Annotated in this window: 15 protein-coding genes and 1 tRNA gene; 5 read left to right on the top strand and 11 right to left on the bottom strand. The window is 45.8% G+C overall.

Going from position 1 to position 17467, the window contains the following annotated elements:
- The first annotated feature begins 28 nt into the window (after window positions 1-28).
- Complete coding sequence (locus tag BLR43_RS07685) at window positions 29-1291, top strand: ammonium transporter (RefSeq protein ID WP_093070140.1); 1263 nt, start codon at window positions 29-31, stop codon at window positions 1289-1291.
- A gap of 196 nt (window positions 1292-1487) precedes the next feature.
- On the opposite strand, the gene BLR43_RS07680 is transcribed toward BLR43_RS07685, so the two are convergent.
- The 3 genes from BLR43_RS07680 to BLR43_RS07670 all read right to left on the bottom strand — a co-directional run bounded on the left by BLR43_RS07680 (window position 1488) and on the right by BLR43_RS07670 (window position 3284).
- Window positions 1488-1871: a DUF2147 domain-containing protein gene (locus BLR43_RS07680; RefSeq protein ID WP_058023491.1), complete on the bottom strand. Its 384-nt coding sequence runs from the start codon at window positions 1869-1871 to the stop codon at window positions 1488-1490.
- 260 nt (window positions 1872-2131) lie between these two features.
- A complete protein-coding gene (locus BLR43_RS07675) occupies window positions 2132-2395 on the bottom strand; it encodes a hypothetical protein (RefSeq protein WP_093070137.1) in 264 nt (87 codons plus the stop codon).
- Between the two features lie 52 nt (window positions 2396-2447).
- On the bottom strand, window positions 2448-3284 hold the full coding sequence (locus tag BLR43_RS07670; RefSeq protein WP_227674111.1) for a DNA/RNA non-specific endonuclease: 837 nt from the start codon (window positions 3282-3284) through the stop codon (window positions 2448-2450).
- Between the two features lie 186 nt (window positions 3285-3470).
- Here BLR43_RS07670 and BLR43_RS07665 point away from each other — a divergent pair.
- A tRNA-Ser gene (locus tag BLR43_RS07665) sits at window positions 3471-3561 on the top strand.
- A 782-nt stretch (window positions 3562-4343) separates the two neighbouring features.
- Here BLR43_RS07665 and BLR43_RS07655 read toward each other — a convergent pair.
- Window positions 4344-4646, bottom strand: coding sequence for a hypothetical protein (locus BLR43_RS07655; RefSeq protein WP_071002761.1), 303 nt, complete (start codon window positions 4644-4646; stop codon window positions 4344-4346).
- A gap of 357 nt (window positions 4647-5003) precedes the next feature.
- Here BLR43_RS07655 and BLR43_RS07650 point away from each other — a divergent pair, with 357 nt between their 5' ends.
- On the top strand, window positions 5004-5786 hold the full coding sequence (locus tag BLR43_RS07650) for a YdcF family protein (RefSeq protein ID WP_093070132.1): 783 nt from the start codon (window positions 5004-5006) through the stop codon (window positions 5784-5786).
- Window positions 5787-5821: 35 nt separating this feature from the next.
- On the opposite strand, the gene BLR43_RS07645 is transcribed toward BLR43_RS07650, so the two are convergent.
- The 6 genes from BLR43_RS07645 to ftsL all read right to left on the bottom strand — a co-directional run bounded on the left by BLR43_RS07645 (window position 5822) and on the right by ftsL (window position 13940).
- Window positions 5822-6772 (bottom strand): putative RNA methyltransferase, encoded by a 951-nt coding sequence (locus BLR43_RS07645; RefSeq protein ID WP_093070189.1) that lies wholly within the window; start codon window positions 6770-6772, stop codon window positions 5822-5824.
- A gap of 128 nt (window positions 6773-6900) precedes the next feature.
- Window positions 6901-8019 carry a phospho-N-acetylmuramoyl-pentapeptide-transferase gene (mraY, locus tag BLR43_RS07640; RefSeq protein WP_093070130.1) on the bottom strand — a complete coding sequence of 373 codons (1119 nt, stop codon included), beginning with the start codon at window positions 8017-8019 and terminating at the stop codon, window positions 6901-6903.
- A 3-nt stretch (window positions 8020-8022) separates the two neighbouring features.
- On the bottom strand, window positions 8023-9471 hold the full coding sequence (locus tag BLR43_RS07635; protein WP_093070127.1) for a UDP-N-acetylmuramoyl-tripeptide--D-alanyl-D-alanine ligase: 1449 nt from the start codon (window positions 9469-9471) through the stop codon (window positions 8023-8025).
- 83 nt (window positions 9472-9554) lie between these two features.
- Window positions 9555-11309 (bottom strand): UDP-N-acetylmuramoyl-L-alanyl-D-glutamate--2,6-diaminopimelate ligase, encoded by a 1755-nt coding sequence (locus BLR43_RS07630; protein WP_093070124.1) that lies wholly within the window; start codon window positions 11307-11309, stop codon window positions 9555-9557.
- A gap of 67 nt (window positions 11310-11376) precedes the next feature.
- A complete protein-coding gene (locus BLR43_RS07625; protein WP_071002756.1) occupies window positions 11377-13461 on the bottom strand; it encodes a peptidoglycan D,D-transpeptidase FtsI family protein in 2085 nt (694 codons plus the stop codon).
- Entirely contained in the window at window positions 13458-13940 is a 483-nt protein-coding gene (gene ftsL, locus BLR43_RS07620) for a cell division protein FtsL (RefSeq protein WP_093070187.1), read from the bottom strand. The genes BLR43_RS07625 and ftsL overlap by 4 nt, the downstream gene beginning before the upstream one ends.
- A 14-nt stretch (window positions 13941-13954) precedes the next feature.
- On the opposite strand from ftsL, the gene BLR43_RS13620 reads away from it, so the two are divergent.
- On the top strand, window positions 13955-14113 hold the full coding sequence (locus tag BLR43_RS13620; protein ID WP_167669394.1) for a hypothetical protein: 159 nt from the start codon (window positions 13955-13957) through the stop codon (window positions 14111-14113).
- 242 nt (window positions 14114-14355) lie between these two features.
- Here BLR43_RS13620 and rsmH read toward each other — a convergent pair whose 3' ends face one another.
- On the bottom strand, window positions 14356-15369 hold the full coding sequence (gene rsmH / locus BLR43_RS07615) for a 16S rRNA (cytosine(1402)-N(4))-methyltransferase RsmH (protein ID WP_093070121.1): 1014 nt from the start codon (window positions 15367-15369) through the stop codon (window positions 14356-14358).
- A gap of 373 nt (window positions 15370-15742) precedes the next feature.
- On the opposite strand from rsmH, the gene gltX reads away from it, so the two are divergent.
- On the top strand, window positions 15743-17263 hold the full coding sequence (gene gltX, locus BLR43_RS07610) for a glutamate--tRNA ligase (RefSeq protein ID WP_379542901.1): 1521 nt from the start codon (window positions 15743-15745) through the stop codon (window positions 17261-17263).
- Window positions 17264-17467 lie beyond the last annotated feature (204 nt).

The raw sequence follows: 17467 nt of genomic DNA, 5'->3' as shown, positions 1-17467 counted from the left end.
CTATATTGTAAATTCAAGGGGAATTTAAATGGAAAGTCAAATCTTTGAGCTCCAGTATGCGCTCGATACGTTTTACTTTTTGATCTGTGGGGCATTGGTCATGTGGATGGCAGCTGGCTTCACTATGCTAGAGGCCGGATTGGTCCGATCAAAAAATACGGTCGAAATCTTAACTAAGAATGTCGCGCTATTTGCGACCGCCTGTACTATGTACATGATATGCGGCTACGCTATTATGTATGGTGGCGATCTGTTCTTGAGCGGAATTGCAGGCGGCGACACCTTGGTAGAAGACGCGTTAGCAGCCTCTGCCGAAAATGGCTTTAGTGGTGACTCTGTCTACTCTGCAGCCTCAGATTTTTTCTTCCAAGTAGTCTTTGTAGCGACTTGTATGTCAATCGTTTCAGGTGCTGTTGCTGAGCGTATGAAGCTATGGGCTTTCTTATTATTTGCTGTTGTCATGACTGGTGTTATCTATCCATTAGAAGGCAGTTGGACTTGGGGCGGCAACGATGTCTTTGGGTTATTTAACCTAGGTGACATGGGTTTCTCTGACTTTGCAGGCTCTGGTATCGTCCATATGGCGGGCGCTGCTGCTGCTCTAGCAGGTGTATTACTCCTAGGACCCCGTAAAGGTAAATACGGTCCTAAAGGTGAGATACGTGCGATTCCTGGCGCCAATCTTCCACTTGCGGCGCTTGGTACATTGATCCTATGGATGGGTTGGTTCGGTTTCAACGGTGGTTCAGTACTCAAGCTTGGCGATATCGCCAGTGCCAACTCTGTTGCCATGGTATTCTTGAACACCAATGCTGCTGCTGCTGGCGGTGCTGTGGGTGCTCTGATAATCGCTCGTATCATCTTTGGTAAAGCGGATCTAACCATGCTCCTAAACGGTGCATTAGCCGGCCTAGTCGCCATTACTGCAGAGCCATCAACCCCTTCTGCGCTACAAGCCACTCTTTTCGGTGTTGCCGCTGGTGTCATCGTCGTATTATCAATCTTAGCGTTAGATAAAATCAAAATTGATGATCCAGTGGGTGCAATCTCAGTTCATGGCGTGGTTGGTCTGTTTGGTCTACTAATCGTACCAATTACCAACCCAGCATCTACCTTCATCGGTCAGATTGCAGGCGCTGCGACCATCTTTGTTTGGGTATTTGTTGCAAGCTTCATCGTTTGGGTCATCATCAAAGCTGTCATCGGTATCCGTATCTCTGAAGAGGATGAATATGAAGGTGCTGATATTGCAGAGTGTGGTATGGAAGCTTATCCAGAATTTATCAGATAAGACCTCTTAATAGTCTAAACCCTATCGTTCGATACGCTGATACTACTTACCGTAGTGTCAGCGTTTATTATTTTATTGAGTAACCTCCCCTTACTGACACAATAAAATGTAAAACATAAAAAATCCCGCAGTACCTTTCGGTAGTGCGGGATTTTATCTATTAAGTACAGATCTGATAAAAAACTACTTGATCGACTTATTTCTTTTTCCACTCTTGGCTACGAGAGAATGGACCAATATAGCCTCTTAGCTTCAAAGTATTACCACTTAGATTTGCCGTCATACGATAATCTTTGCCTTTTTCAGGATCAGTAATCGTACCACCGCTGTATTTACCGCCACCATCAGATTTTAGACCTCTAATAATGGTCGTGCCTATATGCTTTTTGCCTTTGGCTGAGTTAGTAGCAATAAGCGTACCTGTCAGTACCCCATTTGACTCAGTAATTTTTACCGTACCTTTTGGCTTGCCTTCATCATATGTCTGCCAAGTCGTATTGGCTAATGGGTCAGCAGCAAATGCCATACTAGCAATACCAATACCAGCAACGGCTAACGTGGTTTTTGTAAATAACTTCATAGATTGACTCCCTTCATACAATGATTGCTCGAAACATTATGTTTCTGATCTCCTATGCTTATCCTTTGCTAGAATCTTTTATTACAAGCTTTGCGATTCCCTACTTATAAAGCGTAGGTTATCGATATTGCTCATAACTCTTTGTCAAAGATTTTGAGCGACATAAGCGATGTCTTGACTCATTATAATCAATTTTCCGACTTTGCCTAGTAATTTTTTTATACTTTATTATTTCTATAAAATAAAACCATATCAAAGACTTACAAGAAGGGATTGTCGATATCTTTGCCCAATTGGTCATCATTTTCCTTTGACTTATCATCATTATTATTATAAAGGTTTTTACTTTCAAATATGTTTATGACCCGACTCATTAGCTCATGCAATTGCTGAGCGTGTTCATATCCGGATGCATCCAAAGTCAGGTCAATATCACCATAGATGATGATTTTGTCCTTTTGGTTTTCAATAACAAGATCACCAACCTGCATGCTTTGGTGATCATTGGCGAATGGGTCAATCATGTGTGTATCCTTATGGTGTATTTAAAACTCAAAAAGTATTCTACGTTTTGCTCTATGCCTTTAACTGCGCAAGTAACCACTCCAAAATAGCCCAGACGAATAGCATCCAATCCGGCTCCTGAGCTGACGCATCAGTTGTGTCTGAACTCTCACCTGCCTTCAATGGCAAATCCAATGCTTCTCGCTTGGTTTGAATGTCCAACATCGGCAAGACATCGATACCGGTTTCAGCGGTCAGCTCATCGATACTAATAACATCAATGCGTTCAGATTCGTCATTTGGTGCGTAATATACCCCTGCCTGATTGGTCGCGGGTATATACACTGCTTTGAAAAAATGGCTGGGTACAAGCACACGATTGGCAAGCTGCTTGGTCTTTTTATTGGTAAATGCGACGCCAGTAATGGTATAAACCTCACCGTATTGCTGGGTCAAATAGCGAGTAGCAGACTCAATATTACGCCAAATATAACGATTATTGCGCGGCGACTGCGGCGCGATATTGGCCAGACTAAAACTATCATATTGCTGGCTGCGCGTTGCCATATTGGCATTTGGTGCTAGGTGTCCGCGATCATAACCAGAACCTGAATAGTCAGACAATGACGCGCGTGCTGTTTCTGGGAGCTTGCTTTCTTCGTGAAAACTGTCTTCACGGTCGATCTGTTTGGCTTGCTGCAGACGCGCACGATCTAGATGTTCTGCTGACCACAGCGGTGTCCGTGATACACCAGAGTACATAACGGCAAAGCCATCCATGCATAGTGTTTGTGTCTTATTACTTAGCTTGGTGTTGGTAAATTCAGGATAGATACCACCATAAAAAGATTGGCTACACTGCGTGAAATTATCAGCATGTGCCTGATTAACACCTATTACAACTGTCATGACAGTCATTAGTATGCTGTGTTTAACTCCATATGTGCGCTCACGGAAACTTATCATTCAATCTTCAACCATTTATACTCATCATTGCGTATCTGCTATCCTAGCAGGCAGTTAGCAATAAAGAAAGATAGCGCGCAAGTCGTGACATTTTAAATGGTATCCGCTATACTTAGGCGTTCAAAAAACGGTGAAGTGGGTGAGTGGCTGAAACCGCACGCCTGGAAAGTGTGTATACGTTAATCGCGTATCGAGGGTTCGAATCCCTCCTTCACCGCCAATCTTATCTATTCTGAGAAACGCACTAGTTTTTCTGTACTGTCATACTCTATCCTAAATAAAATCCAGACACCTTAACAGTAAGACTGTCAGTCTGATCGTCTAATGCTGCCTAAATGGTGATTTTTATCCTATCTATCAAAAAAAACCACCAATAAAGAATATTGCTGGCTCATATCACTGCTCTATTGCTGCTAATATCTAAATCTACAGCTGTTTACTGCCTATACATCTCTTTATTGCTTCTTTTTCACTGTCACTTAGATTCATATGTAACTTGTTCAACCCCAAACTTATGCGGCAGTCTCGTCTGATTTTTTTCGTTTCAGCAGACATGACTGGTTTTGGAGTCGCGTTTACTGCTTCTGCAAAAGCAATGCTTGGTACCATCGCGTTGGCTGAGTAGCCTATTACACTGAATAAGGTGATAAATAGTACGAACAAGGTTTGTCTCATGGGCGCTCTCAGTCGATTTTTAAGATGATTATTTAGGACAGTCAATGAATATTTAACATCACTGGTTTGATTGAAAAGCACTACTTGAGATAACTAGCGCGCGCAGATGATGTTAATACTGTCTCTTATCATAGCCAGTTCCTATGTTAAGTAGCTTGATGAAAGTTTAAGAAACGTTAAGGTGTGAGCGTTTTGCATATCTGCTAAACCGTAATATCTCTTCAAATAGAGATACAAGACCAGATATATCACAACTACTAGCCAAACCATTGCACATAAAAATGACGCCTACTTAGGGCGTCATTTTTAAATAATCAGATATCACTTTTAAGAGCGGTGTCTGTAGTCGTTTTTGCTTTGTTTATCGTTTTTATATTTGCCCTGATATTTGTCTTGATGCTTTTCTTGTGCTTTATGCTTGGCAGCCACTATTTTTGCTTTTTGCTGTGATACCTTTGCCTTGTTTTTGACAACTTTATGTTTACTACCTACTTTGGCTTTAGCATCATGCTTTTGATGCTGTACTTGAGCGGCATGAGACTTTGAGTAGTCAGGTGCAGCGTTGGCTTGACCAACCATAGATAAACAAGCGGTAGCGGCTAAAATCGAACTTACTATTATCTTTTTCATTGTTTTTTCCTAATGTAATTCATATTAATAAATGATGATTAAAGATACCTTATGAAGTATCACGATAAAGCATCGCTCTATCGACAAAGAAAATGATAACTGGTTCTCGTATTAAGTAGCTTTATGAAACTTGAAGAAAGGTTGCGATTGTTACCTTTATTTGGCATATTCGTCCACTAAACTGCAGACAGTTGTATAGTTGTGCCACTGGTGTAAATAGACGGGCAGACCTAGAAGTATGTATAACGCTTTTGGTCGCTGTTGATGTGGCTGTAGCGTTTAATATTTGATGCTGAATGTTTGACACTTATATAGAAAGCGTGATTGATCTATCAGTGCTGACAGGATAAAAAATTTATGTTTGGATTATTACGTATCGTATTGATAGCGCTTGGATCCATACTCATCATTGACTGTACTGCTCTGATGGCCGTAGATAAGGTTAATTTTGGTACAGTGCTGCCTTTTTTGATAGGCGTGGTTTTTGTAGGGCATGGACTAGGTGCTCCTTTAATTATAAAAATACTTGCTAAGAATCCTTTACTGCGACGTATTTGGTACGGATTGTGGCTAGCGTTTGGGTTATGGTTCATAAGCTTTTTGCTCTTTGTTTATTCATTGCAGCAGCAGATTGCCCAGGGCAGACAAGATTTGCCACCTGTAGCAGCTATTATTATACTCGGTTCTGGGACGGTCGATGGCAAGCCGACCCCTACCTTAGCTAGTCGCTTGGATACGGCAGCAACACTGATTGAGCAGCAACCACAGGCATTGATTATTACCAGTGGCGGTATGGGCTATGAGCACACGCGCAGTGAGGCGGACATCATGGCGACTTACTTGGCGCAAACCCATGACATTCCACTAGATCGTATCTATCAAGAAGGGAAAAGTACCAGTACTGAGGAGAATTTGGCGTACAGCCAAATCATACTTGAACAGCATGGTATTGATAAAGAGGTACCGATTGCGATTGTCACCAGCGACTTTCATACCATCCGCGCAGCCGCCATTGCCCTCCATCAAGGTTATACGCAACCAATCACGCTTGCCAGCCCAACCCCACTGTCTATTCGCTACAATGCATGGTTTCGAGAGTATTTTGCCTTTGGTAGCGGTTGGCTACTACAAGAATACTGATTAGTGGATGCCGTAACAAAAATATTAAAAGGCTCTCAACTGGACGCCTTTTTTTGCAAAATATAAACCACAAACTTGGCCTCTGTATTAAATGGCGCGTGCTTACTAAGCTCCAGTAACGCTTGTCTTTTTTCACTACGTGCGCGGTAGGCATACGGGGTCATGGTCATTAAATCAGCCAAATCATCCGCTGATAATGTCATCTCTGTACTAACATGGTCAGTCCCCATCAACGTAAAGTATGGCGCCAACTCGTGTAAAAACTTATCAGAATCATGCTCACGCACATCATCGAATAAGGCATCTCGCATCGTCGCCAAGTGTCCGGCATCTGGTTTGGCAATGATTAAATAACCATCATCGGCCAATACCTCAGCGAACGCTTCAGGTAAAATAGGACTAAAAATACTGCTAATACCCGTCACACTATGAGAGCGTAACGGTAGATGCGCGGCGCTGGTCACTAGCGGATAAATCACCGTTGTTTTGGCAGCGTTAGTATTATTGCGCTGATACCAAAGACGATCTGCCGCCTTACTGACTTTAGCCAATTCCACCAATGCAGGTTTGCTGATATCCGCTGCGAGTAAGTTATCAATAATACCTGAGCCCAGTTGTGCCATTGCCTGCGTGTAGTAGCCCTCGCCGCAGCCAATATCAAGCCAATTCACAGACTGAGTATCTTGCTCCTCTATGGCCTCACTTTTTGACAGTAGCGCTGCCATCTTTTGGCTAATCAGATTCTGTAACGGCCCATAGTGACCATGACTCAAAAATCGCTTGCGGGCATTGATAGAGTCTTGACTGTCGCCAGGTGCTTTTGATTTCTTCTGCTGTACAGGCAACAGGTTGACGTAACCTTGGCGAGCCACATCAAAAGGGTGTGAGGTGTTTTTGGGGTGCAAACTACCGTCACAGCGCCAAGTATCTGCGGCAGGCTGTAGTGGCGACTGGCAAAGTGGGCAAATAAATAAGGACACAGGTATCTCAACGTCATAGCAATATGACCCACATTTTAACAAATTTCGTGTTGCTTAGACGATAAAAAGCCACCTCAATAATCATCGAGATGGCTTCTAAGCAGGAAAGTTAGGTATGTTTGAGGCTTGTTTTTCTAACGCAGCTTCAAAGTCATTAGCCCAAGGATGACGAGAATGATGGCGATAATCCAAAACCGCGTCACCACTTGCGTTTCTTTCCAGCCAATTTCTTCAAAATGATGATGTAGGGGAGCCATACGAAAAACGCGTTTTTTGCGCAATTTATAAGAGCCAACTTGCAGCATTACTGATAGCGCTTCAGCGACAAATAGACCACCCATAATGGCAAAGGCAATCTCTTGTCGCGTCATCACGGCAATCGTACCGAGCATCGCACCCAGTGCCAACGCGCCCACATCACCCATAAATACTTGTGCAGGATGCGCATTGAACCATAAAAAGCCAAGACCCGCCCCGACCATGGCGCCACAAACGATAATGACTTCAGAGTTATAGGGAATGTACGGAACGTGCAAATAATCCGCAAAGCGCACATCGCCTGACACATAAGCCATCGCACCCAAGCCTGCTGCGACAAGCACTACTGGTAGGATTGCTAAGCCATCAAGGCCATCAGTTAAGTTAACCGCATTGGACGCACCATTGATCACAAAGTAGGTAAAGATAATAAAACCAATACCAAAAGGTACTGCCGAAAATGGAATCATCCAATCTTTAAAAACCGGCACCAACAGATCTTGCATCTCGTGAGTCGTATTGATATCCGGCTGTAGTGTGGCGATGTAGTATAAAGAGACGCCGACGAATAATGCGCCCATCGACAACCAAAAATATTTCTTGCGCGCAATCAGACCTTTGGGATCTTTATACTTGATTTTGAGCCAATCATCCGCCCACCCTACAGCACCGAAGATCACCATAACAACGAGCAAAATCCACACATAAGGATTGTTCAAACGTGCCCATAGCAGAGTCGATACCCCAATAGCACTGAGAATCAATACCCCGCCCATGGTTGGCGTACCGGTCTTGACCAAATGCGATTGCGGCCCATCATTGCGAATGGCCTGACCGTATTTGAGCGCACGCAGATGCTGAATGACCCGCCCGCCAAAAAACATACTAAACACAAGCGCTGTGATAACCGCAAGCAGCGCTCGCAACGTCAATGAAGAAACCGCAGAAAACGGTGTATAATACTGGCCAAGCCAGCCAAACAACCAAACTAACACCGCCTACTCCTCTACTAGCGCATGAATAAGTGTTTCCATTGTCATGGAACGCGAGCCTTTGAACAACACCGTACAAGGTTTTGCTTGGTGCGCTTGTAAATACGGCTGCAAATACTGCAATAAGCTGTCTTTGTCTGCGAATGCCTGAGCATTGATATCAGCAACCTCTTTCGCACCAGCAACGGTGGCCTTGGCATATTCGCCAACACAGAGCAGCACATCGATACCTGTGGTCGCGATAGTACGGCCGAGGCTTTGATGCTCACTAACTGCCGCCTCTCCTAGCTCGCCGATATCACCCAACACCATCACTTGCGTACCCGTTTGTGCAGCCAATACTTTGGCAGCGGCGCGTACCGAGTGTGGGTTGGCGTTATACGTATCATCAATCAGACGGTGCTTACCCAGTATCTGACTGTTCAGACGACCTTTGGCTGGACGCGCGTTTTCAAGGCCGATAACAATATCACTGACGTTGATATTTAATGCATGCGCACAGGCTGCAGCAGCCAAAGCATTATTGACATTGTGCTCGCCTGCCAGTGGCAAATTGATATCATGAACCTGATTACCGATATGTAGCTTAAACTCACTACGCTCAGGCTCTACATCTAGATGGCTTGCGCTCACATCGGTATTACCAAACCCAATCACATGTGACGTGTGCTTTTCAGCAATGCGGCGTAACTGATTGGTAAAATCGTCTTTATCAGGAACAATCGCAAACTGCGCATCCGTTAAGGTGTGATAAATCTCCGCCTTGGTTTGGCAAATACCTTCACGGCTACCGAACTCACCCAGATGAGCCGTACCAATATTTAGGATACAGGCCACATCAGGGCGCACAATCTCAGTCGTATAGGCGATCTCACCAATGTGGTTGGCACCCAATTCTAAAATGGCATAGCGATGATGGTCTGATAACTCAAGCAGCATCATTGGCACACCCAAATCATTATTGAGGTTACCACGAGTAATCAATGTCGGTGCCAATCGACCAAAAATACTGCCTAGCATTTCTTTGCAGGTGGTTTTACCGCTAGAACCAGTAATCGCTATCACGGTCAGATCTTTATGCTGCTGACGACGATAGCTTGCCAACTGCCCTAACGCCAAACGGGTATCACTGACAACCAGCTGCGGAATCGCATTTGACTCAGATAAGATAGGACGAGACACAATGACAGCAATGGCACCTTTTGATGCTGCCATATCGATATAGTCATGACCATCGAAGTTCTCACCACGTAACGCCAAAAAGATATCACCAGGCTTTATCGTACGAGTGTCGGTCGCAATACGCTGACTGGCTAGGGCTGGCTGGCCTGCATCTGTATAGTCTTGTGGCAGTTGCCAGTGACCATCGAGCGACGCTGTCGCCTCGAGCATATTATCCATTTGCCAGACATAAAGCCCTTGCGACTGGATGGTGTTATCGTTGTCGGCTGTCATAATGGTTACCTTATATAATGACTACTCAATTTTTATATTTAATGTTTAATTTTTTGATAATAGGGGTATCGATAATCACTCGACTATATACGGCCCGCTTGCGCTAACGCCTGCTGCAAAATCACACGGTCATCAAAATCGTAACGGACATTGTTAATCTCTTGATAGGTCTCATGGCCTTTACCAGCGATGACGACAATATCGTCTGGACCTGCCTGACTGACGGCATATTCAATGGCCTTTTGGCGAGCAGGTTCTATATGCGTACGTTGATATTGCTCAGCACTCATCCCAGCCTGCATATCCTGTAAGATGGCATTAGGGTCTTCGGTACGTGGATTGTCAGCGGTCAAGACAACTTGATCAGCACCTGTGAGGCCCGCTTGCGCCATCAGTGGGCGCTTACCTGCATCACGATCGCCGCCACAACCAAACACTGCCCATAACTGGCCTTTACAGTGAGTTTTCAGGCTCGCCAGCACTTGACTTAAGGCATCTGGCGTATGCGCATAATCAACGATAAAACAGCCATCATTCGATGGCACGCGCTGCATACGCCCAACTGCACCTTGTAGCTGCGTGACCGCAGTCGCAATGCGTCCAATATCCACATTTGAATCAGTAGCAGACTTAGTAGCAGACTTAGTACCAGCAACAGTACCAGTCGCTACTGCTGCTGCGATAGCGGCAAGCAAATTGGCAACATTAAAGCGACCGAGTAATGGACTGACAATCTCGATAATATCCGTTTTCTCATCACCAACTGTTTTATCATTAAAGTCAGTACGCAGACTTATCTTGACGCCCTGTAGACTTGGCTCGATATCAGCAGCGACAAAAGTAGCAGATGTTGCAGGCTCTAGACTGTACGTCCATACCGTCAAGTCACTAGCAGTGGCTGTATCCAACATAATCTGAGCATGTTCATCATCGACGTTGATGATGGCATGGGTCAAATCTGGGAAGTGAGCTTTATCAAATAGCTTGGCTTTGGCAGACGCGTATTCTTCCATATCAGCATGATAGTCTAAGTGGTCACGACTCAGATTGGTATAAATAGCAATGCTAACTGGCACGCCTTGTAAACGCTGCTGATCCAGACCATGAGAGCTGGCCTCTAATGCCAATATTTCAGCATTCTCGGTACCCATTTGATATAAAAACTGCTGTACAGCCAAGGCGTCTCCAGTGGTATGGCTGGCTTGCACCAAAGCGCCAAGGCGACCATTACCTGCCGTACCCATCACTGCACTGCTCATGCCTGTTAATTGGGTCAGTTGAGCGACCAATTGACTGATGGTGGTTTTACCATTGGTGCCCGTGACAGCGACTACCTTTGGCAGGGTCACTGGCTGCTGATATTGCAAATATGCTTGGATTAAGCTGCCTAAGAAATCACGAATATTAGGAACGTATAAGATTGGGCATGGCAGCGCTGCTAATTGCTGCTGTGCGTTAGACTCACCATCCATCTTCAGAGGGGTATTTGCTTCGCTAATCAAGGCAGCAGGATCCATCTCTGAGAGGACAAAAGCAGCCTTCTCAGCGGCTTGTAGCAAATAATTTCGGCTCTTTTGGTAATTTGGATTGTGGCTTTTTAAAAGGATGAATACGTCATTATTGGATAGTTGACGGCTGTCTAGTTGGAACTGCTGAAAAGGAATATGAGCAATTGATTGAATCTGATCCGCCCCTGACTGACTCGACGCCTGTTGAACCGATGCTGCGATCATTGCGGTTAGCTGTTGCGCCAGCCTATTATCGCTAGTATCGATAAGCTGCTGTAGAGTGGCCGTCGTAACAGTGGCGCTATTTGGCGATAAGGTAGGCATGGTCATGAGCAAATCCTAAACAGTTAATACAAATCAGCCCTTAAAGAGCTGACTACTTAAAATCATTGAACGCCTACTGTGGTTCTGTTTTGAGCGGCTTATCTAAAGGCACATTATACAATCGTAACGCTTCTTTCATCACGTTGTGGAACACAGGTGCGACCGTTAGACCCGCATAAATCTGACCGCGCGGATCTTCAATAAGCATGACGCCCACAAGCTTTGGATTAGACGCTGGTGCCATACCAGCAAAGACATTGCGATACTGGTCAGAATAATAGCCACCCTCTGGGTTGATACGGCGCGAGGTACCCGTCTTGCCTGCCACACGGTATCCGTCAATGGCGGCGGCTCTAGCTGTTCCACCTGCCTCGGTCACGCTCTCAAGCATCTGTACAATAGACATCGCCTGCTCGCGCGCCATAATGCGTTTGCTTGGTTGCGGTTTGTCATCTTTGATCAAAGTCAACGGGTGCATCACTCCGCCTGCTGCGAGGGCTGAATAAGCCTGCGCTACCTGCGCTAGTGTCACTTGTAAACCATAACCATAGCTGACTGTCGCACGGCGTGACGTCTCTTTCTCTTTTGGCGTCACAATCAGACCACTGCCCTCACCTGGGAACTGTAAAGGCGTTTTTGAACCAAAGCCAAACTGTCGTTGCATATTAGTAATGGCATCAGGCGGTAGCGACAACGCAATCTTAGTTGAAGCCACGTTACTAGACTTCTGTAATAGCGTCGCCATGTTGATCATGCCCAAGTTATTATGATCGCGGATGGTATAGCCACGCACGCGAATTGAGCCAGGATTGGTGTCAATTAAAGTGGTCGGCGTATATTTGCCTGAATCTAAGGCTGCCGCAACGGTAAAGGGCTTCATCACTGAACCGGGTTCAAACACATCCAATAGCGCACGGTTACGCTGGTTTTCACCGGTCATCTCATTGAGATTGTTTGAGTTGAATGATGGCCATGTGGAGAGCGCCAGTACTTCACCAGTCTGTACATCGACGATCATACCCGTCGACCAGCGCGCTTTTTGCAGACGCCCTGCTTTTTCTAGCTCTTTGTAGAGCAAGTATTGCAACCGCGAATCAATCGTCAGTGCCACATCTTTGCCTGGTATCTCAGGTTCAAGTTGCTTGATCTCTTTTAAGCTGTTTTGTTTGGCATCTTTTAAAACAAGCACTTTGCCATCGTCGCCTGCTAAATCTTTTTCATACTGGCGCTCAATACCAGCACGTCCTTCGTAACCACCCTCAGGGTCGTTGGCGTTTTGCCCCATAAATCCTAACAGCTGCGCATTAGACTGCGGCTGCGGATAATAACGCTGAAAGAAGTTTTTCTCATGGACACCAGGGAAATCAAGCGAGCTAACACTTTGTGCAATCTCAGGTGTGACTTTATTGAGAAGGGGTAAATAATGCGAGCCTGCACCAGAGGGCAGCGCCGCTTTGACTGCTGCTTCATCGGTCACATCAATACTGTCATCGATTGCCGTGGCTTTTTTTAGCTCATCGACAGAGATGTTGGCAGCCGCAGCCAGCGTCGTCAGATCCATATTGTCCAAACGCTTTTGCATACGCGCCTGCAATTGTGGACTGTTAGGATTGGTCAAGATAATACGTTTGAGCTCGTAGTATTCGCTCGCGTAATCATGCGGGCTAAATGACACGGTCGCCAGCGGTGCGCTCACTGCAAGTGGTAAATCATTACGGTCAGTAATCATACCGCGATAGGATTTTTGCGTACGCTCACTGGTAATGAGCTCATTACCTTTGTCTTGATAAAACTGCGCGTTGGCCACCTGAATATAGTAGGCACGGCCAATCAATAGCACCAATATAACCAGCGCCAAACCCCAAACGGTACGAAAACGGTTTTTATCCTGCTCAAAGCCGCCACGAGACGAGGCGCCAGAGGCTTTACCCAAAAACCCTCTTTTGCTCTTTGGGTTTCTGGCACTAGCATGCGTCCCTTTCGTGTCACTCTTTTTGATACGATCAAATAATTTGGCTTTACGACTGCCTGCCGCTTTATCACTCGTTTGTCCAGATTTGGCAGCGCTCGCACGGCGTAATGGTTTGGTCACCTTGCCACTGGCTGGTTTTTTGCTGGTATTTTTTGCTGATGTGGATTTAGGTTTTTTGTCGCTCATTGTCCTGCCTCCGCTACCGGTTCTTCAGGGGAGATATCGGTAGAAGCTCGTGGTCCGACCACATCTAAATCTAACTCATCGTCGTCATCAGAGACTACTGGTGCCAAGGCGGTGGCGACACCAGGCTGAATAATCAGCTTATCCTTTAGTGTCGGTGAGTACATACCCAATTCCGCCACTGCACGACTGGCGATTTGCGGCGTGGCGCTAAAGGTTTGCTGCTCAATCAATAGACGCTGATGTTCTATTTGTAGCTTACGCTCTTGTTTTTTCATGTCTTGCAAGGTTTTATAATCCTGATGATATTGCTGAACGGCTTCGGCAGTCTTGATGCCGCTCCATACGATTGCAGCTGCCAAGAGCAGTAATACGACCACATAAATGCTCACCACATTGAACCGACGCACGAATAGCTCGCCGATATCGGTGTTATAGGGCGCGGCGGTGCGGCGGTTTGCAGGTTTGTCAGATATTGCCATGACGATCTCAAAAAGTGAACGTAAACGATAAAGTAGATAATGGTCTGCAAGCAATGAACGCATCATTGCTCAGCCATACCATTGATAAAAATAAAACCAAAGATGACCGTCTTATAGCGGCAACAGCCTGCCGCTATAGCGATATGTCATATCAAAACCTGCTGTCTTACTAAACCTGCTATCTTGCAAAGTCGAATAGGTCGAATAAATAATCACGTTATTTTAGAGTAAAGAATGACTGAGTCGCTTGATATCTCAGACACTCTCAACTAATAAATGACGGAAAATTATTTGCTGAGCCTAACAGACAATATTTACAGCTTTTTAACAGTGGCGTAGCGATTAAGACATTTATGCATCATTCAGACAAACAATAGCAATCATATGCGATTTACTCCGTGTTTTCATCCATGATTTATGGCGCGGCCGTCTGCTGATACTCTGTGTCGGTGCGAGTTGCCATACGCAACCATGCACTGCGCGCGCGCGGGTTTTGGCTCGTTTCAGCTTTGCTGGGGCCAACGCGTTTTGGCTTGCTAAAATAGCGCGGACGATTGGGCGGCATCGGTAGATTTTCATCTTCTGGATATTGCCCTTTGCTATGTCGCTGCAAAAACTGCTTAATACGGCGATCTTCTAATGAATGAAAACTAATGACCGCAAGCTGCCCGCCTGACTTTAAGATAGCAATACTTTGCGCTAAAAAGTCGTCAACATCGCCCAGCTCATTATTAATAAAAATACGCATGGCCTGAAAGCTTTGCGTGGCTGGGTGCTTGCCGCGTTGCCAATTGGGATGCGCCTCTTTAATTACCTCTGCCAGCTCAAGCGTAGACTCGTAGCTGTCCATTTGCTTGATAGCGCGAGCAATACGGCGACTATGACGCTCTTCACCAAATTCATAAAGCACATTGGCCAATGTCTCATCGTCAACCTGCTCAAGCCACTCGGCAACTGACTGGCCGCGACTGGTATCCATACGCATGTCCACTGCCCCATCGCGCATAAAGCTAAAACCGCGGCTACCATCATCAATTTGCGGTGATGAAATACCCAAATCCGCCATCAAGCCATCCACTTCACTAATGCCCATAGCAGCCAGACTATCTGTCAACGTTGCAAAGCTGTCATGAACCACATGCACACGGCTGTCTTTACTTGCCAATTCCTGCGCCACACTAATGGCTGTCGGATCTTTGTCAAAGACAATCAGTGTGGCGTCATCGGCAAGCTGACTTAATAGTAACCTGCTATGACCGCCACGACCAAAGGTCGCATCAACGTATATACCGCTTATATTTAAGCCATTTTGGTCGCCGTCTTTTTGCTTGGGTAGGGATTTTACCCCTAGCACGGCAGCGACGGTCTCCTCTAGCAGCACCGCATCGTGGACAAAATCCAGCTTATTAGACGGGGCAGAATCTTCCATTGACGATTGCAGGTTTTGAGCTGCATCATTTTCTATCGAAGAGGGGCTGATCGCAGGCTTAGGAGCAGCCGCGACTGAAGAATGGTTAGCGTTAGCATTTGACTTAGATTTAGATAGGGACACAAACAACTCAATAGATGACGACCATACTGGCCAGTAATTGGATGAAAATAAACAAGTTATGACTTGCCTAGCATTATTATCGCAAGGATACACGGGTAGTCAAGCACTAGAAGGGCTTTTCATTAAAAATATCACATGTCTCTGTTATACTAGCGCTATATTTTACGCTATTTCTTAACACCCTCTTCATATCTTTCATCGCTATTTATACTAATAGCCTATATTGATAGTAAACTTTGAGACTTTTATCATGCAAACCTCTACTGACAGCAAGCGCCCTGTACGCACGCGTATCGCCCCATCACCAACTGGCTTTCCACACGTAGGCACGGCCTATATTGCACTATTTAACTTGGCTTTTGCCAAAGCACATGGCGGCGAATTTATCTTACGTATCGAAGACACTGATCAGACGCGCTCGACTGAGCAATCAGAGCAAATGATTTTGGATGCCTTGCACTGGGTTGGCCTAGACTGGAGCGAGGGTCCAGATATTGGCGGCCCGCACGCCCCTTATCGTCAGAGCGAGCGTAGTGATATCTACAAAAAACACGCCGAGATACTCATAGAAAAAGACCATGCGTTCCGCTGTTTTTGTACCCCTGAAGAGCTCGATGCCATGCGCGCTGAGCAAATGGCCAATGGCGAGACCCCGCGCTATGATGGCCGCTGTGCCCACCTACCTCCAGAAAAAACCGAGCAATTGGTAAGCGAGGGCACCCCGCATGTGATCCGTATGCGTGTGCCCACCGACGGCGTTTGCCAAGTACACGACATGCTGCGCGGCACTGTCGAGATTCCTTGGGCGCAAGTCGATATGCAGGTGCTGCTAAAAACTGACGGCATGCCAACTTACCATCTTGCCAACGTCGTCGATGACCACTTGATGGAGATCACTCATGTCATGCGCGGCGAAGAGTGGCTAAACTCTGCCCCCAAGCATCAACTGCTTTATGCTTACTTTGGTTGGGAGATGCCAACACTCTGCCACATGCCGCTACTGCGTAACCCCGACAAATCAAAGCTATCAAAGCGTAAAAACCCAACCTCAATCACCTACTACCGTGATGCCGGCGTACTGCCTGAGGCGTTACTCAACTATCTAGGCCGTATGGGCTACTCAATGCCTGACGATACCGAAAAATTCACCTTGGATGAAATGATTGCCAGCTTTGATATTCAGCGCGTGTCTCTTGGTGGCCCTATCTTCGATACCGAAAAACTCAATTGGCTAAACAGCGAATGGCTACGTGCGCTTACACCTGAAGAGCTAAAAAACAAGATTCTCGATTGGGCCAATGACAGCGATAAACTCACCGCTATCGCCGCTGCGATTCAGCCACGCATCGAGCTGTTGTCTGACGCGGTCAACTGGGGCGGCTTTTATTTCCAAAACCTGCCAGACATCACCGCTGAGAGCTTCACCCATAAATCACTTGAGCCTGAGCAAATCATCGAGCTGCTACAACTGGCGCTTTGGCAGCTAGAAACCTTGCCGACGTGGTCGGAGGAAAACATCTATACCACGCTAAAAGGCCTCGCCGCTCACCTCGATATCAAGATGCGCGATTTTATGGCGCCGTTCTTTATCGCGATTGCTGGTAGCACCTCATCGACGCCCGTTATGAACTCGATGGCGATTATCGGTGCGGATATGACCTTGACGCGCTTGCGCCATGCGGTTGATGTCTTAGGCGGCCTCGGTAAAAAGAAACTGAAAAAGCTTGAGAAAAAAGCGGCGGATCTGCCTAATTTTTTGGCTGATGCATAGTTTGGCAGCAGGGTATCCTTGTACTTGCCAATGAAGAGTAGAATGGATAAATAATAAAAAAGGGTCAGTTCATTCGATACTGGCTCTTTTTTATGTAACCCCCATACTCAAACGTCCATAATTAGCCATTTAAATACTTTTAATGACTTTTTTTGCATTATTTTGCATTTTTTTAAAAATAGCGGTTGACAAGACTGCTGGTCT

This window comes from Psychrobacter pacificensis (assembly GCF_900101915.1).
Lineage (GTDB): Bacteria > Pseudomonadota > Gammaproteobacteria > Pseudomonadales > Moraxellaceae > Psychrobacter > Psychrobacter pacificensis.
This window is presented reverse-complemented; position numbering and strand designations above follow the sequence as displayed.